At 74.1% G+C, this 23,357-nt stretch carries 17 protein-coding genes; 11 read left to right on the forward strand and 6 right to left on the reverse strand.

Annotation, left to right across the window (positions count from 1 at the left end; all coding sequences use genetic code 11):
• Positions 1-945: 945 nt before the first annotated feature.
• Both ACFY07_RS09390 and ACFY07_RS09395 read right to left on the reverse strand, forming a co-directional pair.
• Positions 946-1,398 (reverse strand): hypothetical protein, encoded by a 453-nt coding sequence (locus ACFY07_RS09390; protein WP_390868125.1) that lies wholly within the window; start codon positions 1,396-1,398, stop codon positions 946-948.
• Positions 1,399-3,247: 1,849 nt separating this feature from the next.
• On the reverse strand, positions 3,248-5,326 hold the full coding sequence (locus ACFY07_RS09395) for a fibronectin type III domain-containing protein (protein WP_390868126.1): 2,079 nt from the start codon (positions 5,324-5,326) through the stop codon (positions 3,248-3,250).
• Between the two features lie 665 nt (positions 5,327-5,991).
• Between ACFY07_RS09395 and ACFY07_RS09400 the strand changes: the two genes are divergently transcribed.
• Both ACFY07_RS09400 and ACFY07_RS09405 read left to right on the forward strand, forming a co-directional pair.
• Complete coding sequence (locus ACFY07_RS09400) at positions 5,992-7,287, forward strand: PP2C family protein-serine/threonine phosphatase (RefSeq protein ID WP_390868127.1); 1,296 nt, start codon at positions 5,992-5,994, stop codon at positions 7,285-7,287.
• Positions 7,288-7,409: 122 nt separating this feature from the next.
• Positions 7,410-8,060, forward strand: a complete 651-nt coding sequence (locus ACFY07_RS09405; protein ID WP_390868128.1) for an HAD family hydrolase — start codon at positions 7,410-7,412, stop codon at positions 8,058-8,060.
• A 603-nt stretch (positions 8,061-8,663) separates the two neighbouring features.
• Here ACFY07_RS09405 and ACFY07_RS09410 read toward each other — a convergent pair.
• Positions 8,664-10,070 (reverse strand): FG-GAP repeat domain-containing protein, encoded by a 1,407-nt coding sequence (locus tag ACFY07_RS09410; RefSeq protein WP_390868129.1) that lies wholly within the window; start codon positions 10,068-10,070, stop codon positions 8,664-8,666.
• A gap of 339 nt (positions 10,071-10,409) precedes the next feature.
• On the opposite strand from ACFY07_RS09410, the gene ACFY07_RS09415 reads away from it, so the two are divergent.
• The 5 genes from ACFY07_RS09415 (at position 10,410) to ACFY07_RS09435 (ending at position 14,542) form a co-directional block, all read left to right on the forward strand.
• On the forward strand, positions 10,410-11,264 hold the full coding sequence (locus ACFY07_RS09415) for an integrase (RefSeq protein WP_390868130.1): 855 nt from the start codon (positions 10,410-10,412) through the stop codon (positions 11,262-11,264).
• A 101-nt stretch (positions 11,265-11,365) separates the two neighbouring features.
• The gene (locus tag ACFY07_RS09420; RefSeq protein ID WP_230649097.1) at positions 11,366-11,692 is read left to right on the forward strand and encodes a hypothetical protein; all 327 of its coding nucleotides are present in this window, start codon (positions 11,366-11,368) and stop codon (positions 11,690-11,692) included.
• 148 nt (positions 11,693-11,840) lie between these two features.
• Positions 11,841-12,863, forward strand: a complete 1,023-nt coding sequence (locus ACFY07_RS09425; RefSeq protein ID WP_390868131.1) for a hypothetical protein — start codon at positions 11,841-11,843, stop codon at positions 12,861-12,863.
• Between the two features lie 102 nt (positions 12,864-12,965).
• Complete coding sequence (locus ACFY07_RS09430) at positions 12,966-13,598, forward strand: hypothetical protein (RefSeq protein ID WP_390868132.1); 633 nt, start codon at positions 12,966-12,968, stop codon at positions 13,596-13,598.
• 119 nt (positions 13,599-13,717) lie between these two features.
• The gene (locus tag ACFY07_RS09435) at positions 13,718-14,542 is read left to right on the forward strand and encodes a protein phosphatase 2C domain-containing protein (protein ID WP_390868133.1); all 825 of its coding nucleotides are present in this window, start codon (positions 13,718-13,720) and stop codon (positions 14,540-14,542) included.
• Positions 14,543-14,734: 192 nt separating this feature from the next.
• Here ACFY07_RS09435 and ACFY07_RS09440 read toward each other — a convergent pair whose 3' ends face one another.
• Together ACFY07_RS09440 and ACFY07_RS09445 are read right to left on the reverse strand one after the other, a co-directional pair.
• Positions 14,735-15,694 (reverse strand): pirin family protein, encoded by a 960-nt coding sequence (locus tag ACFY07_RS09440; protein WP_390868134.1) that lies wholly within the window; start codon positions 15,692-15,694, stop codon positions 14,735-14,737.
• Positions 15,695-15,837: 143 nt separating this feature from the next.
• Entirely contained in the window at positions 15,838-16,401 is a 564-nt protein-coding gene (locus ACFY07_RS09445) for an SseB family protein (protein ID WP_230649100.1), read from the reverse strand.
• Positions 16,402-16,632: 231 nt separating this feature from the next.
• On the opposite strand from ACFY07_RS09445, the gene ACFY07_RS09450 reads away from it, so the two are divergent.
• From ACFY07_RS09450 to ACFY07_RS09460, 3 genes are all read left to right on the forward strand, one after another.
• A complete protein-coding gene (locus ACFY07_RS09450; RefSeq protein WP_230649101.1) occupies positions 16,633-18,459 on the forward strand; it encodes an acyl-CoA dehydrogenase in 1,827 nt (608 codons plus the stop codon).
• A gap of 323 nt (positions 18,460-18,782) precedes the next feature.
• Positions 18,783-20,081, forward strand: a complete 1,299-nt coding sequence (locus tag ACFY07_RS09455; RefSeq protein WP_390868135.1) for a M18 family aminopeptidase — start codon at positions 18,783-18,785, stop codon at positions 20,079-20,081.
• 121 nt (positions 20,082-20,202) lie between these two features.
• Entirely contained in the window at positions 20,203-20,448 is a 246-nt protein-coding gene (locus ACFY07_RS09460; protein WP_230649446.1) for a DUF6458 family protein, read from the forward strand.
• Positions 20,449-20,634: 186 nt separating this feature from the next.
• Here the strand turns inward: ACFY07_RS09460 and ACFY07_RS09465 are convergent, their stop codons facing one another.
• Positions 20,635-22,488 (reverse strand): NHL domain-containing thioredoxin family protein, encoded by a 1,854-nt coding sequence (locus tag ACFY07_RS09465; RefSeq protein WP_390868136.1) that lies wholly within the window; start codon positions 22,486-22,488, stop codon positions 20,635-20,637.
• Between the two features lie 233 nt (positions 22,489-22,721).
• On the opposite strand from ACFY07_RS09465, the gene ACFY07_RS09470 reads away from it, so the two are divergent.
• Positions 22,722-23,225 carry an LURP-one-related/scramblase family protein gene (locus ACFY07_RS09470; RefSeq protein WP_390868137.1) on the forward strand — a complete coding sequence of 168 codons (504 nt, stop codon included), beginning with the start codon at positions 22,722-22,724 and terminating at the stop codon, positions 23,223-23,225.
• Positions 23,226-23,357: the final 132 nt, after the last annotated feature.

The following is a 23,357-nucleotide window of genomic DNA, read 5'->3' on the forward strand; positions in this document are numbered from 1 at the left end:
CACCGAACCGGAAATCACCCCGACCGCCCTGACCGCATAGCTTGTTGCCGGATCAGCGAGTGGCCGTCGGTTACACCACGCCACCGGACGTGACCGTTCAGACCGCTCATTGAGTACTTAATGATACCTTTCGAATCGGTACTTGACATCATTGATTGACGTCAACGGCACCGTACGCCAGAGGATCAGGATGACCGTAGGCGGCCCGCAGTATGCTAGCGGTAGACGTGTTCTGCCACGGTGCTGGCATCGGCACGCGCCGCGCGTCCGAAGACACCCTGTTCCTTGGACAGCGAACTGAGCATCACCTCAAGCTCACCCACGAAGTTCATGGTGCGATCCTTCCACGGCCCGTCTGACTGGAACCGTGCAAGATCCGTGCCAGAACGAGCGGTCACCCACGGTCAGCAGCAGGGCGATCCGCACGATGCAGCAGGGGTTGTGCAGGCGATCTGCCCTGGTCAGCGACTCAGGAGCGTGGATCTCGCCGGTGATTCCCAAGCTCAAAGCGCGAGTTCGATTCTCGTCACCCGCTCCACAGGAAAAGGCCCAGGCCAGGGAATGAATCCCTAGCCCGGGCCTTTCTGCTGTCCAGACCTTTTCAGGCGTCGCGCATCAGATCCGCACCAGATGACCCGGTGCCCGGCCGCGGTCGCTCCTGTCTTCGCCTCGCTCCGGCGGCGGCCCGCTCCGCGCCGCAGGCGGGAGGGTGAGGGATCGGCCGGCCGTGGCTGGGGCGGCCGGTTCTACGGCTTTACGCACCTCTCCGGACCGGGACCCGACATCGAGCAGGACCAGGGGGCCGATCGGGCTAGAGGCGGGCAGGCAGGAGCCAGCCCGATTCGCGATCAGCGCACGACCCCCTGGCCATGCCCGACCCCAGACCGGACAGGACACCGCCCAAAGCCATTCCACTGGCCGGGCGCACGTCGCCCCGTCGCGCATTTACCGCCATTCGGCCATGCAGTCGTGGCCGTCGCTTTGTGCGCTAAATTCGACAATATCTACCTCCTTGGGAAGTTCGGGAATGTTCATTCCTGGGACCGGTCCATTAGCGGAAACGAAGATGCTCCAATCGTCACGAATCAAGTGCACGTACTCGCTAGTGCTATTCTCGGCATCGCGCCAGGAATTCTGCTTCAGTTGGTTGCTCATCTCTCTCATGACCCGTCCAGTCTCCTTCGGGTCGAGGAATGCGCCTTGCCGAATCCCGCAATGAGTGACCAGGTCGATCGTGCCCTTTACATCTTCAGTGAAGCGAAACCTTTTTGACACTCGGGCGGCGTCCAGCGCTGCTGCCATATCAACTGATGCCGCTCGGTAACGCTTGTCTCGTTCCGCCTTTGCGAGATCAACGCTAGGCGATGCAGCCGGTTTGGCCGAGGCCTGCGAGTGCATGGAATTTCCGACTGTCGGCGCGGTTTGACATCCAGCGGCCGGGATGACTGCTGTGCATACCAGAGCAGCTGCCATAAGGGATGTTCGCATAGTTTAAGCCTCGATCTGCACGCTTGAGGAAGATGGCACGTCGATCAGGTTAAGCCCAGCATTGAGTGCTACCTAAGGCGGGGCCGCCTACGGGCCGTTCGAGGGGAACCAAGAGGAGATGGCGCGCCAGATCTCTGGCACAGCGACCGAGCCAAGGAAAGCGGCGTGGTGAGTGTCTAGCCGCGTGACAACGCTGACACACAAGGGCGGACGAGCACGGGTTGTCGCCGCGGGCAAGAGAGATGCAAGCCCAGGGTGGAGCGCCCATCCAAGTTGCTTCGGGACGAAGAGGCCTCGTGCCCGTTGCGTGCCCGTTCCGGCGGGACGTGGCGGGTACTCACGGGGAACAGCGGCGCCGACCGCGCTTCGGCCCAGGTCAGAGAGTCGCCAGGTCAACCGCGATCCGCATACGCCGTCTTCCAAACTGGTGCGCATGACGTTGCTCGGACCGCCGACTATAGGCTGCGCTGGTAGAGCGCGATCACTCGAGGAACGTCATGGAGCTATCACCGTCGCCCCTTAACCGTCTGGGGAACAGCAGCCTCGGAGTCCTTCCGGCGGTTGCTGGCATTGCCTACGCGGCGCAAGCCGACCGCGGGGTGCTGCGGCTCGCGGCCAGTCTGGCCGTGATCGGGTTCGGCATACTCGCAGTGCGGGGATATCGACTCAGCGTCACGTACGAGTACTCGCAGATGATGATCCGTGGGTACCTGCGCACGCGGGTAATCGACCGAGAGCGCATCTCTGAGATCACGGACTTCCCCGCGGTGAGGTGGACGGCCCGCAACGGACGTAAGCGATGGACCCCTTTGACAGCCCTCATGACGAGCCCTGGCGAATTCTCGGCAACCCGTCTTCACAAGGAACGCGCCATCAGGAGGCTGCGACAGTGGGCACGTCGAGGACGCGGCTAACGAGAGCGTGGTGACCGGGACCGTGCCAGATCCGTGCCAGAACGAGCGGTCAACCGCGGTCAACAGCAGGGCAACACCGCATGATGCGCCAGGCGTTGAGCAAGCCATCTACCCTGGTCGGCGGCTCGGTAGCGCAGATCCGGCCGGTGATTCCCAAGCTCAGAGCGCGAGTTCGATTCTCGTCACCCGCTCCACAGGAAAAGGCCCAGGCCGGGGAATGAATTCCCAGCCCGGGCCTTTCGCTTTTCCGGGCGCTTTTCCCGTGCCGCGTCCCCCACGTGCCCCTCAGGCGGTGGCCCCCTTCCCGGCGGCTCTCTCGCCGCCGACCGCCGTGCCCTCTCCGAGCCGGGTGCGGATCTCCGCATCGGTCCCGTCGGCGATCCGGCGGCCCCGCTCCCGGCGCCGGGCCGCCGACGGCCGGCAGAGGTGGCGCAGGGGTGCTGGACGGGTCGATCCCCGATGGGCAGGCAGGCACTGAGGCTCCGGGCGGACAGGCCGCTCCTGGCCGGCAACCCGTCGACCAGGAGCTTCACCTCGTCCCGGACACCGACCCCGCACCGGCCGGCCGCCCGGTCGGCCGAGTCGGGGACTGCTCGGTGCGCGGCGCGCGCACGGCAGTCGGACGCGGGGACCGGGGACGGGGTACGTCCTGGTCGGGACGGTCGGCTCCGGGGCCTTGGGCAGCCGCTGCGGCGCGAGCCCCGAGGGTCGCGGCCCCGGTGCCGGGCTTCACCGGGCAGGTCCCCGGACCGCCCGACCCGCCGGGAGCGCACCCGGGGCCGGGGCCGTGGCCGCGCGGGCCGAAGCAGCTCCGGGCCGGAGCTGCTTCGGCGGTCCTGTGCCGACTAGACGCGGTCCTGGAAGACGCAGTTCCACACGTACGTGCCCGCGACGCTGCCGTCGGCGCGCACCGCCTCCAGCGTGTAGAAGTACGCGGCCCCCCGCGCGGCCGTGGTGTCCGTGTAGGAGCGGGCCTCCGCCGGCAGCAGTCCGGCGTGCAGCGGCTCGTAGGCGTTCGCAGCCGCGTTCCACCGGCTGACCCGGTAGCCGACGACGGTGCCGCACTCGGCCTCGTTGCTGCACCCCCAGCCGATGTACGGCCCAACCGACTCGGGTCCGCCGACCAAGGTGCCGTAGGCCGTGCCGCCGAGGTCCCAGTCCCGGGTGACCGTCACGGACGGCCGGACGTCCAGCTCGGTGGCCTCGACGACCGTGACCCCCGGACCGGTCGGGGGCAGCGCGTTGTCCCAGCGGTCCCTGGCGACGACCGCGTACAGGTGCGTCCCGCCGTCCGGCAGGTCGCCGCAGAGGACGGCGAGCGGGTCGCTCGTGCCCTCGTAGCAGGAGGTGGAGCTGAGCCACGTGACCGTGCCGTCGGCCTGCCGGACGCCGTTCCACACCACGTAGCGCTCGATGTCGTCCTCGCTCGAGGCCGCCCAGCTCACCAGTATGCCGTCGGCGCGCGGAGTGGCCCTCACGCCGGCGACCGGGCCGGGTGCGACGCGGTCGCCGGTGCGGACGACGAGCGGGGCGGACAGCGCCGACTCGTTGCCGGCCGGGTCCACCGCCGCGACCGCGTACGTCACGTACGTGCCCGCGGGCATGTCCAGGTCGCGGCAGGTGCCGCCGGTGGTGCTCTCGTCGCTCGGCTCGGCGCAGGTCACGCGGGTGAGTGCGGCCGGGTCGAGGGTCCTGCCGGGCGAGCGGTAGACGTGGTAGGACCCCTTGTAGGAGAAGTCCTCCTCGAAGCCGTCGGGCTGACTCCAGTACACCTCGGTGGAGCCGACGCGGACGACGGAGCCGAGGGAGGTCGGGGACTTCGGCGGCGTCCGGTCGACGCCGTCGCCGGTGACGGCGGCGTACGCCGACGGGTTGCCGAGCGCGTCGAGGGCGCGGACCCGGTAGTAGCGGGGGGTGTTCACCGGCGCCTCGGTGCGGTACGACGTCGTGGCCGTCGTGCCCAGCAGCTCGAACGGGCCGCCGGCCGCGGGGGCGGCGTACACCTCGTACGTTGCGGCGTCAGCGGCCCCGTGCCAGGCCAGGGTGGCCCACCAGGCGTCACCGGTGACCGTGAGACCGGTCGGTGCCGCCGGCGGCGTGCGGTCCACGCTGGTGACGGTGGTGTCGGTGCTGCCGTAGGACTCGTTGCCGGCCTTGTCGACGGCGCGGACCTCGTAGAGGTAGCGCCGGCCGGTGGCGGGCGGGGTGTCGGTGGACGAGGTGCCGCTCAGGAGGGCGGTGCCGCTGACGCGGGTCCAGGTGGCGCCGGCGCGGGTCCAGGTGCCGCTGACGTCCAGCCGCCGGTAGAGGCGGTAGCCGGCGAGGTCCATCTCCTTGTTGCGCGACCAGCGGAGGGTGGCGGCGCGGGTGGTGGTGCTGTAGGTGGCGGAGGTGCCGGTGGGGGCGAGGGGCCTGACGTTGTCGACGGTCGCGGAGGTGCGGGGGGTGTAGGAGAACGCGACGTCGGCGGCACCGGTCCACGCGGCGAAGTCGACGCGGAGGGTGTGGATGCCGGACGGAACGGTGACGTAGGCCGTCGTGTGCCGGGTGGTGGGGACGTCGTGCCACAGGTCGATCCTGCGGACGCCGTCGAGGTAGACGCGGATGCCGTCCTGGGCGGCGGCGGACAGCGCGAACGGGCCGCCGGAGCCGAAGTCGCGGCTCATGGTCCAGCGGACGGAGAAGTTGTCCTTCGGCAGGGTGACGCCGGCGGGGTCGCCGGTGCCGTAGTTCTCGTTGATCGCGGTGTCGCAGGTGGTGAGCCCGGGGGTGCCGCTGAAGGTGGTGTTGGCGTAGTACTGGGCCTTCCACGTCGGGGAGGCGCAGGTGACGGCCGCGGAGGCCGGGGCGGCGGTGAGCAGGCCGGCGGCGGCCGCGCCGACGGCAGCGGCGGCCACGAGTCTCAGCCGGGTGTGAGTGAGCACAGGTGAACGGCCCTTTCAGGCCAGCACGGCGGTGCGCCGGGCAAGACGGTCGGAAGGTCGAGCGGAGCCGAGCGGAGCGGAGCCGAGCGGAGCGGGGCGGGGCGGGGCGGAAGAACACCCGGGCAGCACCGAAGATCCGCTGAAGCGCGGACTTTACCGCGCCTTGACCCGCGCTGCCCAGTCCCTTCCGGCCGAGGTGGGCACGGTGATGCCTGCCGGGCGGACCGGGTTCCGGGGCCGGGCCCTCGGCCGTCGCGACGAGGGCCGTCCTGCTCGTCGCGTACGGCTCCGGGTGCGGGAGGACCGCGCGTCCGGCCGCACTTCTGCCGACGGCGACGACGGGCCGCCGTGCGGCCGGTGCTGCGCCGCGGGCGGGCCCGGAGCTGTGAGGGCACCCGGCCGGCGTCCCGCCGCGGTGCCGTTCCTTTCGTACGGACCGGCCCGGGGCGGAGGACCGCAGCCCCTGAGGACGGGAATTCGCCCGCGCTCCGGCATGTGCTTTCCGGAATGGGGGGCGAGAGGCCGGGGAATTCCCGGCCGGCACCGGTCGCACCGGAGGAAAGGGGGCCCGACGGACTCGGAGGACGGCGCCGATGGGCATGCGTTAGCGTGAGTTCCGGCCCGGATGCGCTTTCCAAGGGTCCATGACAAGGAATGGCGGGCGTGTGGACGGTGTGCGGAAGAGCCGCATGCGCCTGCTGCTGCAGGCTGCCGAGGCGTTCGTCGGCGCCGCCGGCGTGGCGGACGTCCGCCGCCGCGTACGCGACCTCGTCCTGAACGACCTGAAGCCCGTCTACGTGGGACTGACCCTCCTGGAGCACCGCGGCAACGGGCACCGTCCGGGGCCGGCGGCCCGCCGGATCCTGGACCCGGAGATCGACGTCCTGATGGAGACGCGCTACCGCACGTACACCGTCATGGACGAGTGGCCCACCGCCCGGGCCCTGAGAGAGCGCCGCATCGTCACCGTGACCAGCCGTGAGGAGCTCGCGGAGTCCTACGGCGAGCAGGCGCTGGACGTCTGGGACACCCTGGGGTTCGCGTCCCTGGCCGCGATTCCGCTGGAAGGGACGCAGGGGGCGATCGGCGCGCTGATCATCGCCTGGGGCGAGGTGCACGAGCTCGACCCCGACGAACGCGCCGTCCTGAAGGCCGTCGCCCAGTACACGGCCCTGGCCACCGAGCGGGCGCTCCGTCTCGACGACCGCACCAGCGTGGCCCACGGCCTGCAGAAGGCCCTGCTGACGTCCGTCCCCGACGTCCCCGGCCTCGACCTGGCCGCGCTCTACCAGCCGGCCGCCGCCTTCGACCTGGTCGGAGGGGACTGGTACGACGCCTACCGGCTGCCGGTGGAAACACCGGACGGGCCGCCGCGGCTCGCCGTCACGGTCGGCGACATCACGGGTCACAACACCAGGGCCGCGGCCATCATGGGACAGGCCCGGAGCATGCTGCGCCAGGCCGACATCGACCACCTCCACCGGGGGCCCGCCCACGCCGTCACCGCGCTGGAACGGGCGTGCAACGTCCTCTCCCTGCCCGCCACGGGCACCCTGGTCCACGCCCACCTGACCCGGGCCGACGAGGGCTGGGAGCTGCGCTGGAGCAACGCCGGCCACCCGCCGCCGCTCCTCGCCGTGCCCGGTCGCGCCGTGGAGGTCCTGCACCCGCACGACCGCCTGCTCCTGCCCGACCTGCCGTGCGGGCAGCGGACCGAGCACCGTACGGCACTCCCGCCCGGTGCGACGCTCCTGCTGTACACCGACGGCCTGGTGGAACGCCGCTCGCGCGCGCTGGACTCCTCCATCGAGGCGACCGGGCGGCTGCTGCAGCGGCACGTGGCGGCCGGTGCGCCTCTGCACGACGTCCTGCGCGACCTGCACCGGCGGATCGCCGCGGACCCCAACGAGGACGACGTCGCCCTGCTGGCCGTCCGGGTCCGGCACGGGGCTGCGCCGTGAGCGTCCCGGAACGCCGGACGGTGGGCGGTGGGCGGACGGCCGACCGCGGTCACCGGCCGGGGAGGGCGGCGACACCCGGGGCGGCGGGCGGCGGGGAGGCGGACGGCCCCTATGCTGCGGGGATGGCCGAACCCATCGAACTGGTGATCTTCGACTGCGACGGGGTGCTGGTCGACAGCGAACGCATCGCCCTGCGGGTCCAGGTCTCCCTGGGGGCGGAACTGGGTTGGCCGCTCACCGAGGACGACGTCGTCAGCCGCTTCATCGGACGCTCCAGCGCCTCCATACGCGAGCAGGTCGCCGCCCGGCTCGGGCAGGAGACGGCCGCGCTCTGGTGGGAGCGGTTCGAGGAACTGCACCGGGAGGCGGTGGACACCGCCCTCTCCCCCGTCGACGGCCTGCCCGAGGCCCTTGACGCGATCACCCTGCCGACCTGCGTCGCCTCGAGCGGCTCCCACGCGAAGATGCGCCACACCCTGGGGCGGACCGGGCTCTACGAACGCTTCGCGGGACGCATCCACAGCGCCACCGAGGTCGCCCGCGGCAAACCGGCGCCGGACCTGTTCCTGCATGCGGCCCGGCGGATGGGCGTGACCCCCTCGGCATGCGCCGTGGTGGAGGACAGCGAGCCCGGCGTGCAGGCCGCCCGTGCGGCCGGGATGCGGGCCTTCGGCTACGCCGGCGGGCTCATCCCCGCCGAGCGGCTCCAGGGTCCGGGCACCGTCGTCTTCCACGACATGCGCGCACTTCCCGCCCTCCTCGCCGGCCGGTGACCCCCGCCGGCCGGCGCACGGACACAGGCCGGCGGGCGCCCCGGGCCGTCCCGACGGCGGCTCCGGGCGAGGACCCGGCCGCGCCGACGGGCGGCCCCGGAACGGCCGGGGACGCGCGCGGACAGGAGTGAGGGCCCCGCGCCGACAAGGCCTGGTTTCACGTGGAACATCGCTGCGGAGAGGTGCGCCTTCGGGCCTGCGCGAACCGCTCCCCGCATCCGAGGCGGCGGCCGGAGGCCGGGCTCCGGGCCGGCGGACGGGCTCCGGACCGGCGGACGGGACCGCGGAGGGTCGGCGGGCCGCCGATCAGCCGTGGCGGCCGCGGCGGCTGCTGCGGGGCCGGCGGCAGCAGGTCCGCCGCGGACGGGCGGACGACGGCGCGGTTACCTGCCCCGGGCACCTGCCCCGGGGCCCGGGGCGTCGGCGGCCGGGACGGCGGTCCGGGCGAGTGGCGCGGCGGCCCTTCACGGCCCGGCCGTGACGGATTGCCCTGCCGACCGAACGGCGGGCACGCGCGCACGCACGTCAGGGCCGGGCGCCCGCCCGTCCCCGGCTGAGGTCCGGGGACGGGCGGGCGGGCGGACGGAGCGGGGTCTCGGCCGGTCAGCCCGCGAGGGGGGAACCAAACCACATGGCGCCCGCGGGGCCGCCGTAGAGGGTGGAACCGGTGCCGGTCAGGCCCTTGGCGGTGGCGGGGAGGCGCCACACCATGCCGGCGCCGCCGTTCTCACCGACGGTCCCGAAGCCGGTGTCGGGACCGTACTGCAGGCCGGAGGCGGAGACGACGAGGTCGGCACGGCCGTCGCGGTTGGTGTCGGTGAGGAGCAGGGAGGTGCCGAAGCCGTCCTCCTTCTCGGAGTGGCCCGGGACACCGGGGCTGTCCTGGGTGAGCATCTGGGCGCCGGTGGCGACCAGGCCGTGGGACGAGCCGCGCAGCAGGGTGACGGAGCCGGTGTCCTGGACCGAGGCGAGCTCCTCGCCCCAGGCGCCGATCGCGAGGTCCGGGTAGTGGTCGCCGTCCACGTCGCCGATGGAGAGGGCGTCGCCCCAGTTGTCGCCGGGCTCGTCGGTGCCCGGCACGCCCGCGGTGTCCTGGGTGATGCGCTGGTTCGCCCGGCCGCCCCCGAGGCCGGCGGCCGAGCCGTAGACCACGGTGACCACGGAGTCGACGGCGCTGTCGCTGCCCAGGGCGACGTCGGCGTAGCCGTCGTGGTTGAGGTCGCCCGCCGCGACGGCGCCGTGCTGCCGCGCCCACGGCCAGGTGCGCTTGAGCACGAAGCCGTCGGCGGTCCCCTTGAGGTACCGGGTGTAGTACTGCGTGTCCGAGTCGGACTCGTAGGGGACCTGCTCGGACATGAGGAGGTCGACACGTCCGTCGCCGTCGAAGTCGGCGACCGCCATGTCCCCGGGGTGGGCGTTCACCGACTGCCGGGTGATCCTCCCCGTGCCGCCGGTGCGGGTGAAGGGGCCGCGGACGACGGTCACACCGCCGTTCTCGTTCACGAGCAGGTCGGTGCGGCCGTCGCGGTCGACGTCGGCGGCGGACAGCTGGCGGGCCTCGGCGCAGACGGGCAGGCCGGTGCCGCCCTGGAGGCCCTTGGGCCCTCCCCACAGCACGGTCAGCGAGCCCCTCTTCGCCAGGTCGGCCGTGAACCGCTCCCCCGGCGCCGCGACCACCAGGTCGCTGTAGCCGTCGCGGTCGAGGTCCGCTGCGACCAGCGCGGCGCCGAACCGGTCGTCGGCCTCGTTGGCGCCCGGCACGCCGGGGCTGTTCTGGTCGATGACGACCCGTCGCGCGGCGTCGATGCCCTGCGCGGACCCGTAGAGCACGGTGACCCGGCCCGCACCGCCGCCGGAGGCGACCGCGACGTCGCGGTGGCCGTCGCCGTCGAAGTCCCCGGAGAGGCCGGATCCGGCGGCCGACGCGGAGGGCGCGACGGCGGCCAGCATGCCGGCGGCCAGGGCCACGGCGACGGATGCGGCCGCCAGGAGACGGGGTTGTCTGCGCATACGGTGTTCTCCCCGGGAGTGGTGTCTGCGGAGTGGTGCCGGGGCGGCGGCACACCCCCGTAGGACTCGTGGGCGGCACGAACAGTTGCACGGGCGCACGCGATCTTCACCAGGGGTGCGCCGGGGGTTTGTCGGCGCTTCACCCCTCCCCGGTGGGGGTGGCCGGTGCGAGCGGCCCGGCGGCGGTGCGGACGGCGGACGGCGGACGGTGCGGACGGTGCGGACGGCGGACGGACGGCCCGGCGTGGGCGGCGGCCTGCCCGGCACGGACCCCTCCGGCGGCGGCCGCCCCGCGGAGGCGGACGTGCTTGCCGGGCGTGCCGGGGCAGGATGGGACGCATGCGGATCGAGCTGGCGACCGAGGCGGGTTCGGCGGCGCGTGCCAACGAGGACTTCGTCCTGGCCGCGCCGGGGGCGTTCGTGGTGCTCGACGGGGTGACCCCCGGCCCGCGGGACCCGGGGTGCACGCACGGGGTGGTCTGGTACGTGCGCAGCCTGGGCGTGCGGCTGCTGGCCGCGGCCACCGGCGTCCCGGACCGTCCGCTGGCCGACTGCCTGGCGGACGCGGTCGCGGGCACGGCGGCGGCCCACGGCGGCGGCTGCGACCTGTCCGCGCCGGGGACGCCGCAGGCCACGGTGGCGGTGGGGCGGCTCGTGGGCGGCCGGTTCGAGTACCTGGTGCTCGCCGACTGCACGGTGGTGCTGGAGACCGGCGGCGGCCCGGTGGCCGTCACCGACGACCGGGTGGAGCGGGCGGCCCGCGGCCTGCGGCTGGCGGCGGCCGCGCTGCCGGAGGGGTCCGCCGAGCGGGCCGCCGCCCGCGAGCGGTACGCGGCCGCCGTGGAGGGGCTGCGCAACCGGCCCGGCGGGTTCTGGACGGCGGCGGCGGACCCGGCGGTGGCGGGCGAGGCGCTGACCGGGTCGGTCCCGGCGTCCGGGCTGCGGGCCGTGGCGGCGATGAGCGACGGCGCGAGCCGGTTCGTGGACCTGCTGGGGCTGGGCGACTGGTCGGACGTGATGCCGCTGCTGGCCTCGCACGGTCCCGCGGAGCTGCTGTCCCGGGTGCGGCGGGCCGAGGCGGGTGACCCGGAGCGGCGGCGCTGGCGGCGGGGCAAGGTCAGCGACGACGCGACGGTCGTGCACGCGGTGCCGGGGGCGTCGCCGGGGTCCCGGCACCGCGGCGCCCTCGCATGACGGTTCGTCAGCGGGGCCCCGTACCGGCCGTCGGAGTCCTGGACTAGGCTGCCGCGCGGATCCCCGGCAGGCCGGGGGACACGGGGAACGGGGAGACGGGCATGAGTGACAGCGTCTGGGAGGACGTCGCCAGGGCCGGCAGGGCGGTCGTGATGGCACCGGTGGAGATCGCCCACCTGGCACTGGAGGAGATGTTCGGCAGCGACGACGAGCTGCGCACGATCGCCGCCGAGCTGCGTGCGCTGGGGCGGGAGGTCGAGGAGCTGCGGCGGCGGATCGACGCGTCCGTCGGCCGGATCTCCTGGCACGGCAGGGCGGCCGACGCCTTCACCGAGCACGCCCGGGGGCGCATCCGCGACCTGGCCGCCGCGGCGGACGGCCTGGAGGCGCTGGGCGCCTCGGTCGGCCGCCTCGCGGACGCGGTCTGACACCGCGGCACACACGCCGTGGCACACCCCGCGGCACACACCCCGCGGCGGGACCTGACCGCAGGCACCTCGCCCGCAGGTGCGCCTCTGCAGCACCGCAGGCACGTTCCGGCACCACCGGCAGCACATCCCAGGGGGACGGGAGCACATGGCCGACGACCGCTTCGGCGTCCAGTTGCACGAACTCGCCGCGCTGCGGCAGGAATGGCACTCCGCGAGTGAGCGGATGGCCGGGCTCTCCGAGCGGCTCGACGCCGTCCGGACCGCCGTCACCCGGGCCGCGGCGGTCGACCTCGCCGCCGGCGCCCTGGGGGGCGTGGCGGGCATCGCCACGGCGTACCGGGTGCTGGAGGACGTCCGGGAGATCGAGAAGCGGGCGGAGGCGCTGGCCCGCACCCAGAAGCAGCTGACGGAGGAGCTGGCCGCCGACGCCGCCAAGCTCAGGGCCGTCGCGGACGAGTACGCCGCCGCGGACCGGCGGATCCACGAGGAGATGCGCAAAAAGCACCGCGGGGAGCACCACGTCCCCGCCCCGCCGAGGACCGGGACCGACCACGCGGGCGGGAGCGGCTCGGGCGGCGGCCACGCCGGGGGAGGCGCGGCCGGCGGCTCCGGGGCGGGTTCCGGCTCCGGGTCGTTCGACGGCCAGGGCGACGGGAAGTGGCGGACCGTCGGCAGCTGGGACGCCTGGTCCCCCGGGCGGCACCACACCACCAGGGGGGCGGGCGTCATCACCGGGCCGGACCTGTCCGGCCTGCCGGACGCGCGCCGGCAGGTCCTGGAGCGCGCCCTGGAGCGGATCAACCACCGCATCGGGTACAGCCAGTCCGCGACCACCAACGGGTACCGCGACGACTGCTCCGGCTTCGTCTCGGCCGCCTGGGGCCTGGAGCCGCCGGGCCTCAACACCTACGGGCTGATGGGCAGCGGCTGCGCGCACCCCATATCCAAGGACGAGCTGCGGCCCGGCGACGCACTGATCGCCGGCGACCACACCGTCCTCTTCGGCGGCTGGGCCGACGCCGCGCACACGAAGTACATCGCCCTGGAGGACAACGGCTCGCAGGGCACGGTCTCGCACGTCATCCCCTATCCGTACTTCTCGGGTGACGCCGCCCACGAGCGGGCCATCGGCCACCCGTACGTGCCCTACCGCCGCAACGGCCTCTAGGACCGGGACCGCCGGCGTCCGGACCCGCGTCCGGACCCCGGCCCCCGGTCTCCCGGACCCCAGCCCCTCGGACCCCAGCCCCTCGGACAGGAGCCCTCCGCCATGCCCCGCCCCCGCCTGCTCGCCGCGGCCGCCCTCGCCGCGGCGCTGGCCGCGCTCACCTCCTGCAAGCCCGGCACCACCGGCACGGACGCCTCCTCGGCCGCCCCGGCGCCCGCCGCGACCGCCCCGGGCGCCGCCTCCACGCCGGAGGCGTCCCGCAGCGCGGGCGCACCGGCCGCCGACCCGGCGGCCTCCGACCCGGCGACGGCCGACCCCGCAGCGGGCGGCTCGTCCTCGGCCCCGGCCGACCTGCCGCTGGACCCCGAGCCCTCCGCCGACTGCGAGGCGCCGAAGCTCCCGGCGGGGCACCGGATGGTGCAGGTCGTCGGCGCACCGGCCGCCGGGGTGCTGCGGGCCCGGACCGCCCGGTTCGCGTGCGACCCCAACGGCGGGGGCTTCGCGGGTGCGGGTCCCGCCGCCTCCTACCGCCTGGCGCCGGGCGCCGCGGTCGACCTCGCCGTCGGCGCCACGGGCCGCCGGCGGGTGACGTTGTCCGCCCTGGAGCGGCACGTCGGCGACTGCCTGCGGCACGTCCGGCCGGCCGCGCCCCTGTCCTGCTCGGGGGACGTCTACGAGCTCGCCCTGTCCCCCGCCGGCGCCGTCACCGCCGTCCGGGAGGTCTGGCACCCCTGATCCGGCCGCCCGGACGTGCGTCCCCGGCAGCCGCGGGGCGCGGCCGCCGGGGACGCACGTCCGGGTGAGGGTGCGCGGAAACCCGTCGGCGGCGGGGCGTGCGGCGCCACACTGGTCGGGTGCAGGTGGAGATGGCGGGGGAACCGCAGCACCCGGGTCGGGAGAGCGAGGACTTCGCGGCGGCCACGCCGGAGGCGCTGGTCCTGCTGGACGGGTCGGGTCCGCCGGCGGGGACGGAGTCCGGCTGCCGGCACGGGACGGCGTGGTACGTGCGGCGGCTGGGGGTGCACCTGCTGGCCCGGCTGACCGACCGGGCGGACCGCACCGCCGCGCAGTGCCTGGCCGACGCGATCGCCGAGACGGCCGCGCTGCACGGCGCCCGCTGCGACCTGGCGCACCCGGACACGCCCGCGGCGACGGTGGTGGCGGTGCGCCGCAGCGGCACGGCACTGGAGTACGCCGTGCTGGGCGACTCGCTGCTGGTCCTCCACCCGCGGGCGGGCGAGCCCCGGGTCGTCGGGGACGACCAGCCGTTCCCGGCGGGCGAGCTGCTGCGGCGGCAGGTGCGGGAGGAGGCGCCGGGGAGCCCGGAGCGGGCGGCGGCGCTCACGCGGTACGCCCTCGCGGTGCGGGCGGCCCGCAACAGCGGCCACGGCCCGTGGATCGCGGCCGCGCTGCCGCGGGCGGCGGAGCACGCCCGGACCGGCACGGTGCCGCTGGCGGGGCTGCGCGGCCTGGCGGCGCTGTCCGACGGGGCGGGCCGCTACGTGGACCTGCTGGGGCTGGGCGGCTGGCCGGAGGCGCTGGCCCTGATGGCGGGCTCCGGGCCGGGCGAGCTGCTGGCGCGGGTGCGGGCCGCGGAGGCGTCCGACCCCCGGTGCGAGCGGTGGCCGCGCGGCAAGGTCCGGGACGACGCGACGGCGGTGTACGCCCGGACGCCGTGAGCCCGTGCCCGCCGGCCGGGGACCCGTGCGGTCCCGGTCCGGACCGTACGGGTCCCCGACGGGCGCGGCCGCAGGGGCGGGACCGCGCAGGGCCCGGCGGACCGGGTCGCGGTCCGCCGGGCCCTGCGGGTCCGGGCGCGGGGCGCGGGGCGCGCCCGGACGTCCCCGGGGGGAGCCGGAGGTGCGGGGGGGTCAGGCGTGCTCGGCCGGGATCTGCCCGAGCCGTCCGGCCCGGAAGTCCTCGAAGGCCTGCTCCAGCTCACGGTGGCTGTTCATGACGAACGGGCCGTACCAGGCGACGGGCTCGCGGATCGGGCGGCCGCCGAGGATCACCACGTCCAGCTCGGGCGAGCGGGACTCCTGCCGCTCGTCGGCCCGGACGGTGATGCTGTCGCCGTCGCCGAAGAGCACGGCCTGGCCCATGCCGAACGGGCGGTCCTCCTCGCCGACGGTGCCGGAGCCGTTGAGGGCGTAGACCAGGGCGTTGAAGTCGCTGCGCCAGGGCAGGGTGATCCGGGCGCCGGGGCTGACGGTGGCGTGGACCATGGTGATGGGGGTGTGGGTGGCGCCGGGGCCCTGGTGGCCGCCGAGCTCTCCCGCGATGAGGCGGAGCACGGCGCCGCCGTCGGGGGAGGTCAGCAGCTTGACCTTGTCGCCGGAGATGTCCTGGTACCGGGGGGCGGTCATCTTGTCGGCGCCGGGGAGGTTGACCCAGAGCTGGAGGCCGTGGAAGAGGCCGCCGGAGACGACGAGGTCCTCGGGCGGGGTCTCGATGTGGAGGAGGCCGGAGCCGGCGGTCATCCACTGGGTGTCGCCGTCGCCGATGAAGCCGCCGCCGCCGCTGGTGTCCTTGTGGATGAACTTCCCGTCGATGATGTAGGTGACGGTCTCGAAGCCGCGGTGGGGGTGCCAGGGGGTGCCCTTGGGCTCGCCGGGCGCGTACTCCACCTCGCCCATCTGGTCCATCATGATGAAGGGGTCCAGGTGGCGGGTGTGGATGCCGGCGAAGGCGCGGCGCACGGGGAAGCCCTCGCCCTCGAAGCCGGTGGGCGCGGTGGCGACCTGGCGGACCCGGCGGGCGCGGGCGGCGGTGGGGTCGGGGAGCTCCACCCTGGGCAGCACGAGCGGGTTCTCGACGGTGACGGCGGGCATGGCTGCCTCCTGGGGTTCCGTGGTCTGGGACCACTGTAGTTCAACGCTCAACTAAAAGCCAGTTGAAGCTTGAACCATTCCCGGAGGGGCCGGGGACCCGGGAAGGACCGGCCGACGGGGGCGGGGGCGGGGGCGTCCGCGCGTCAGCCGTACATGCGGCGCATGGTGAAGTCGACCATCTGCTCGACGGCCTTGGCGTCGAACACCATGCGGTGCTCGCCCTCCATGTCCAGGGCGAAGCCGTAGCCGGTGGGCAGCAGGTCCAGGACCTCGGCACCGGTGACCGCGAAGTACTTGGACTCCTTGCCGGCGTAGCGGCGCAGCTCCTTGAGCGAGCTGAACATCGGGATCACCGGGGTCGGGGTGTTGTGCAGCGCGAGGAAGCCGGGCCGCTCGCCGCGGGGGCAGTACACCTTGGAGGTGATGAAGATCGCCTGGAAGTCCTCGACCGTGAGCCCGCCGCCGGTGAAGGCGCGGACGGCGTCGGCGAGCGAGGGCGGCGACGGCTCGGGGTAGAGCGGCTGCTGGGGGACCTGCTGGTCGCCGTAGCCCGCGTGCGCGGAGCCCGGGTGCGGGGCGCCGGCCTGCTGCGGACCGGCGCCCGGTCCGGGCATGCCGCCCATGCCGGGCTGCGGCCCGGGCTGCTGGTAGGGGCCTCCCGGGTAGCCGGGGCCCGCCCCGGTCGCGGTCTGCTCGTAGCCGTACACGGCACCAGGCTATCGGCCCGGAGGGGCCCGGTGGGGCGGGTGTCCGGCAAAGGACCGCGAGGCCGCGGGGCGTGCGGGCACAGTGGGACGTGACGACCCTCATGCCGCCCGAGGGTTGAAGATGTTACCGCCGGGTAGCATCATGGGAGCTACTGACGGGTAGGGGGGCGCCTCCGCACGGGCGCACGACAAGACCCCCGGCACCGACCTACGCGATGACCGGAGAAGGCCATGGGTCACTACAAGTCCAACCTCCGCGACGTGGAGTTCAACCTCTTCGAGGTGCTCGGCCGCGAGCAGGTGTACGGCAGCGGACCGTTCGCCGACATGGACGTCGAGACCGCCAAGAACATCCTGGACGAGATCGCCCGCCTGGCCGAGAACGACCTGGCCGCCTCCTTCATCGACGCCGACCGCAACCCGCCGGTCTTCGACCCGGAGACCAGCACCGCCCCGGTCCCGGCCACGTTCCGCAAGAGCTACCAGACCTTCATGGACGCCGAGTGGTGGCGCCTGGGCATCCCGGAGGAGATCGGCGGCTCCCCCACCCCGCGCTCCCTGCTCTGGGCCTACGCCGAGCTGGTGCTGGGCTCCAACCCCGCCATCTGGATGTACTCCTCCGGCCCGGCCTTCGCCGGCGTCGTCTTCGAGGAGGGCACCGAGGAGCAGAAGAAGGTCGCCCAGCTCATGGTCGACCGCCAGTGGGGCGCCACCATGGTCCTCACCGAGCCGGACGCCGGCTCCGACGTGGGCGCCGGCCGCACCAAGGCGGTGAAGCAGGAGGACGGCTCCTGGCACATCGAGGGCGTCAAGCGCTTCATCACCTCGGGCGAGCACGACATGTCCGAGAACATCGTCCACCTGGTGCTGGCCCGCCCCGAGGGCGGCAAGCCGGGCACCAAGGGCCTCGGCCTGTACATCGTGCCGAAGTTCGACTTCGACTGGGAGACCGGCGAGCTCGGCGAGCGCAACGGCGTCTACGCCACCAACGTCGAGCACAAGATGGGCCTCAAGGCCTCCAACACCTGCGAGATGACCTTCGGCGCCAAGCACCCGGCCCGGGGCTGGCTGCTCGGCGAGTCCGTCGACGGCATCCGCCAGATGTTCAAGATCATCGAGTTCGCCCGGATGATGGTCGGCACGAAGGCCATCGCCACCCTCTCCACCGGCTACCTCAACGCGCTGGAGTACGCCAAGGAGCGCGTGCAGGGCCCGGACCTGGCCAACTTCATGGACAAGACCGCGCCCCGGGTCACCATCACCCACCACCCGGACGTGCGCCGCTCGCTCATGACCCAGAAGGCCTACGCCGAGGGCATGCGCGCGCTGGTCCTGTTCACCGCCTCCGTCCAGGACGACATCGAGGCCGCCCGCCTGCGCGGCGAGACCGCCGAGGCCGCCGAGCGCCTGAACGACCTGCTCCTGCCGATCGTCAAGGGCTACGGCTCCGAGAAGTCCTACGAGCAGCTCGCCCAGTCGCTGCAGACCTTCGGCGGCTCCGGCTACCTGCAGGAGTACCCGGTCGAGCAGTACATCCGGGACGCCAAGATCGACACCCTCTACGAGGGCACCACCGCCATCCAGGGCCAGGACTTCTTCTTCCGGAAGATCGTCAAGGACGGCGGCCAGGCCCTCACCGCGCTCTCCGAGCAGATCCAGAAGTTCCTCGCCGGCGGCGAGGGCGGCGAGGAGCTGGCCGCCGAGCGCGAGTTCCTGGCCAAGGCGTCCGGCGACCTGGAGGCGATCGTCGGCAAGATGCTCGCCGACCTCTCCTCGGTCGAGCAGGACGTGAAGAACATGTACAAGGTGGGCCTCAACACCACCCGCCTGCTGCTCGCCTCCGGCGACGTCGTCATCGGCTGGCTGCTGCTCCGCCAGGCCGCCGTGGCCCTGGCCAAGCTGCCGAACGCCACCGGCAAGGACGTCGCCTTCTACCAGGGCAAGGTCGCCGCGGCCCGCTTCTTCGCCCGCAACGTCCTCCCCACCCTCACCCCGCAGCGCCTGATCGCCGAGAACATCGACAACGAGATCATGGAGCTCGCGGAGGAGGCCTTCTGATCTGACCGGCGCACCCTCACACCGAGGGGGTCCCCGGGGCACTGCCCCGGGGACCCCCTCGGCGCGTTCCGGGGCGCGTTCCGGGGCGCGTTCCGGGGCGGCGGCCGCGCCCGCCCGGTACGCCCGGAACCGGACGGCACACCCCGGCCCGCCCGGGCGCCGCGGCCCTCCCGGCGTGTCCCGGGGGGCGGGCCGCGGAGGACCGGCGCCTATGCTCGGGGCGGGGCGCAGCGGCAGGAACCGGCCACGGACGGGGATCCGGCGCCCCGGCCAGCGGCTCCGCCGCACCGCCCCGCCCGCCTTCCCTCCGACCCGGGAGCAGCATGCCGACCGCCGACGGCACGGTCCTCTTCGACCGCAGCCACACCGACGACCTGATCGCCTACCTCTCCGCGAGCCCGTCCCCGTACCACGCCGTGGCGTCCGCGGCCGCCCGCCTGGAGAAGGCCGGATTCCGGCAGGTGGCCGAGACGGAGGCGTGGGACGGGCGGCCCGGCGGCCGGTACGTGGTGCGCGGCGGCGCGCTGATCGCCTGGTACGTGCCCGAGGGCGCCGGCCCGGAGACCCCCTTCCGCATCGTCGGCGCCCACACCGACTCCCCCAACCTGCGGGTCAAGCCGCGCCCCGACACCGGCGCCGAGGGCTGGCGGCAGATCGCCGTGGAGATCTACGGCGGCGTCCCGCTCAACACCTGGCTGGATCGCGACCTCGGCCTCTCCGGCCGCCTCGCGCTGCGCGACGGATCGACCGCGCTGGTCCAGCTCGACGAGGCCCTGCTGCGGGTGCCGCAGCTCGCCATCCACCTGGACCGCCAGGTCAACGACGGCATGAAGCTCGACCGGCAGCGCCACCTCACCCCCGTCTGGGGCATCGGCCCCGTCGACGAGGGCGCCCTGGTGGAGTACGTGGCGGGCCGTGCCGGGATCCCCGCCGGTGAGGTCACCGGCTGGGACCTCATGGTCCACGACGTGCAGCCGCCGTCCTACCTGGGCCGCGACCGGGAGCTGCTGGCCGCGCCGCGCCTGGACAACCTGCTCTCCGTGCACGCCGGCACCGCCGCCCTCGCCGCCGTGGCGGCCGCCGGGGGCGGCTCCACCGTCTCCGTGCTCGCCGCCTTCGACCACGAGGAGACCGGCAGCGAGTCCGACACCGGCGCGCAGGGGCCGCTGCTGGGCAACGTCCTGGAGCGGTCGGTGTTCGCCCGGGGCGGTTCGCCGGAGGACCGGGCGCGCTCCCTGGCCGGAACCGTGTGCCTCTCCTCCGACATGGGTCACGCCGTGCACCCCAACTACGGCGAGCGGCACGACCCGGACCACCACCCGCTGCCCAACGGCGGCCCGATCCTCAAGGTCAACGTCAACCAGCGGTACTCCACCGACGCCGTGGGCCGGGCGGTCTTCACCGCCGCCTGCGAGCGGGCCGGGGTGCCGTGGCAGAGCTTCGTCTCGAACAACGCCATGCCGTGCGGCACCACCATCGGCCCCATCACCGCCGCCCGGCTCGGCATCACCACCGTGGACTGCGGCGTCGCGGCGCTCTCCATGCACTCCGCACGCGAACTGTGCGGGGCCGACGACCCGTTCCTGCTGGCTGCGGCGCTGCGGGGCTTCCTGGAGGGGTGACCGGCCACCCGGAGGGGAGTTGAGGCACCGTCCGGTGCGGAATGACGGGGCCGCAGCCGGGTAGCCGCGTCTCGACGGCCCGTTGCGACGGGGAGTCCCGACCCCCTTGGAGGAACCCATCATGGGCCTCGGCGGATGCGTGATCCTGATAGCCCTCGGCGCGATCCTGACCTTCGCGACCGACTGGCACCTCAGCGGGGTGAACCTCGACGTGGTCGGGGTCATCCTCATGGTGGTGGGCCTGCTCGGCCTGGTCACCTTCAGCAGCGTGCTGCGGCGGCCGCGGCGCCGGGTCGGCGTCGGTGTCGGCGCCCCCGCCGAGGAGGTCGTCGAGGAGCGCCGCTACTACGAGGACCCGCGGATCTGACCGCGGCTCCTCCCCCTGGCCGCAGGGCCGCTCCGGGGAGGCGGGGTGACGGCGCATCGGGTGGCGCCGGGCCGCCCGGCCCCCCGAAGGACAGGGCGGCCGCCGCGGTGCGGTTCCGCGGCGGCCGCCGGCGCGCGCGCCCGTGCCGGCACCGGGGTCCGCCCCCGGTGCCGGCACGGGCCGGGCTCAGCCCTCGGCGCCCGGGTCGTCCATGCCCGCCAGCACCAGCGGCAGGCGGACGGCTCCGCCCGGCACCAGCTTCACCGGCACGCCCCAGTCCTGCTGGTGGACGTGGCACGCCGGATACTCGACCGCGGGGTCGTCGTCGCAGGACGCGGCCATCGCCGAGACGTGCAGCACCCCCTCCGACGGGCCGTCGGACGCCAGCACCACCTCCCGGGAGAGCGCGGAGTCCGCGCCCTCGCCCGACACCAGCAGCTCCGGCGGGGTCGCGCTCACCAGCAGCCGCGTCGACGGGCCGTAGCGCTCGTCCAGCTTCTGGCCGGCCGGGGCGGAGAACACCACGTCGATCCGGAACGCGCCGGGCGCCACCTCGGTCGCCGGCCGCTGCGTGCGGTGCGCGGCGCCCTCCACGCGGACCGCCTCCTCGGGCAGCCGCAGCCGGGTCAGCCGGTGCCGGGCGGACTCCACCACCACGATGTCATCCCCGGCCAGCACGGCCCCGGACGGCTCGCGCAGGTCGGTGGCGAGCGTGGTCACCTCGCCGGTGGCGGGGTCGAAGCGGCGCAGCGCGTGGTTGTAGGTGTCGCTCACGGCGACCGAGCCGTCGGGCAGGACGGTCACGCCCAGCGGGTGCTGGAGCAGCGCCTGACCGGCCGCGCCGTCGCGGTGGCCGAAGTCGAACAGCCCGGTGCCGACCGCCGTGTGCACGGTGAGGCCCTCCGCCTCCACCCAGCGGACCGCGGAGGTCTCCGAGTCGGCCACCCACAGGCGGGAGCCGTCGGCGGAGGCGGCGAGCCCGGACGGCTGGGCGAACCACGCCTCGGCCGCCGGCCCGTCGACCAGGCCCTCGTTGGTGGTGCCGGCCGCCACGGCGACGGTGCCGTCCGCCGGGTCGTACGCCCACAGCTGGTGCACGCCGGCCATGGCGATCCACACCCGGCCCGCGAACCAGGCGACGTCCCACGGCGAGGAGAGGTCCACCTCGCGGGCCGGGCCGGCGGCGGGCGAGCCCTGCCACCACTGCCGGCCGGTGCCGGCCAGCGTGGTGACCTCCCCGTCGGCGAGGCGCACGCCGCGCAGCGCGTGGTTGACGGTGTCGGCGACGACCAGGTCGACGCCGAGCGCGGCGGCCGCGTCCGGCGGGAGCAGCGTCAGGCCCTGCGGCTCGCTGAACCGGGCCCGGTCGGCGGGGCCGTCCGCCAGGCCGCGCTCCCCGTCGCCGATGCGGCGCACCACGGTCTCGCCGTCGGCGGCCAGCTCCACCAGGGAGTGGTGGCCGGAGTCGGCGACCAGGTAGCCGCCGCCCTCCAGCCGCACGGCTTTGCCAGGGAACCTCAGGTCCCCGGCCTCCGGCTCCGGCGGCACGTACGGGCCGTCGCCGCGGCGCAGCGTGCCCTTGGCGCCGTGCTCGGCCTCCAGCTCCTCCACCAGCTTCCCGATGGCGTGGGCGTGGCCCTCGCCGGCGTGCTGGGCGACGACGTACCCCTCGGGGTCGATGACGACCAGGGTCGGCCAGGCGCGGACGGCGTACTGCTTCCAGGTGGCCAGCTCCGGGTCGTCCAGCACGGGGTGGTGGACCTCGTAGCGGGCGACGGCGTCGACCACGGCCTGGTGGTCCGCCTCGTGGACGAACTTGGGGGAGTGGACGCCGACGATCACGACGGTGTCGCGGTGGCGCTCCTCCAGTTCGCGGAGCTCGTCCAGGACGTGCAGGCAGTTGATGCAGCAGAACGTCCAAAAATCGGCGATCACGATCTTGCCGCGGAGGTCCGCGAGGGTGAGGTCCTTGCCGCCGGTGTTCAGCCAGCCGCCTGCGCCGACCAGCTCGGGGGCGCGTACACGTGCACGAGAAGCCATGACCCCATACAACAGCATCCGGCCGGAGCGGCATTCCGGCGGGCGCACGTGCTCCCCGCCGTGCCCGGACGCGGTCCGGGACGGACGCGGGGGCAGGCGGGTGCCGTCCTCCCGCGGATCGGTGCCGGCCGGTGCCGGGCGGGTCGGAACGGCGGGGCCGGGGAAGGCGTCCATGCTGGTGGGACCGCCCGCGCGGGCGGGTCCGGCGGTGGACCGAGGCGGAGGAGTGCGGGATGAAGTACCTGGTGCGGGAGCGGATCTTCGGGATCGGCGACGACTTCTGGGTGGAGACCGAGAACGGCGAGAAGGCCTTCCTGGTGGACGGGAAGGCGCTGCGGCTGCGGGAGACCTTCGAGCTGAAGGACCCGTCGGGCCTGGTGGTCGCGGTGATCCGCAAGAAGGTGCTGAGCGTCCGCGACGCCATGAAGGTGGAGGACGCGAACGGGGAGACCACCGCCACGGTGCGGAAGAAGATGTTCACGCCGTTCCACGACAAGTACCGGGTGGAGCTGGCCGACGGCGCCGAGTGGGAGGTGCACGGCGACTTCCTCGACAAGGAGTACGACATCGAGGCGGACGGCGGCCGGGTGGCGCGGATCTCCCGGAAGTGGTTCCGCATCCGGGACACCTACGCCGTCGACGTGGCGGCGGGCTCGGACGCGGCGCTGGTGCTGGCGGTGGCGGTCTGCGTGGACCGGCTGTCGGCGGCGGAGCACGGCGAGGGCGACGACGACTGAACGGCGACGGCTGAGCGGCGACGGCTGAGCGGCGGGCGGCCGCGCGCGTCCGGGGACGTGCGCGGCCCCCGCACCCCCCGGCGCGGGGGGCGGTGCGGGGGCCGCGGGCCCGGTGGGCCGGGCGGTCCCGGC

Origin of the sequence: Streptomyces sp. NPDC001380 (assembly GCF_042895785.1) — a bacterium.
In the GTDB taxonomy this organism is placed as follows: Bacteria; Actinomycetota; Actinomycetes; order Streptomycetales; family Streptomycetaceae; genus Peterkaempfera.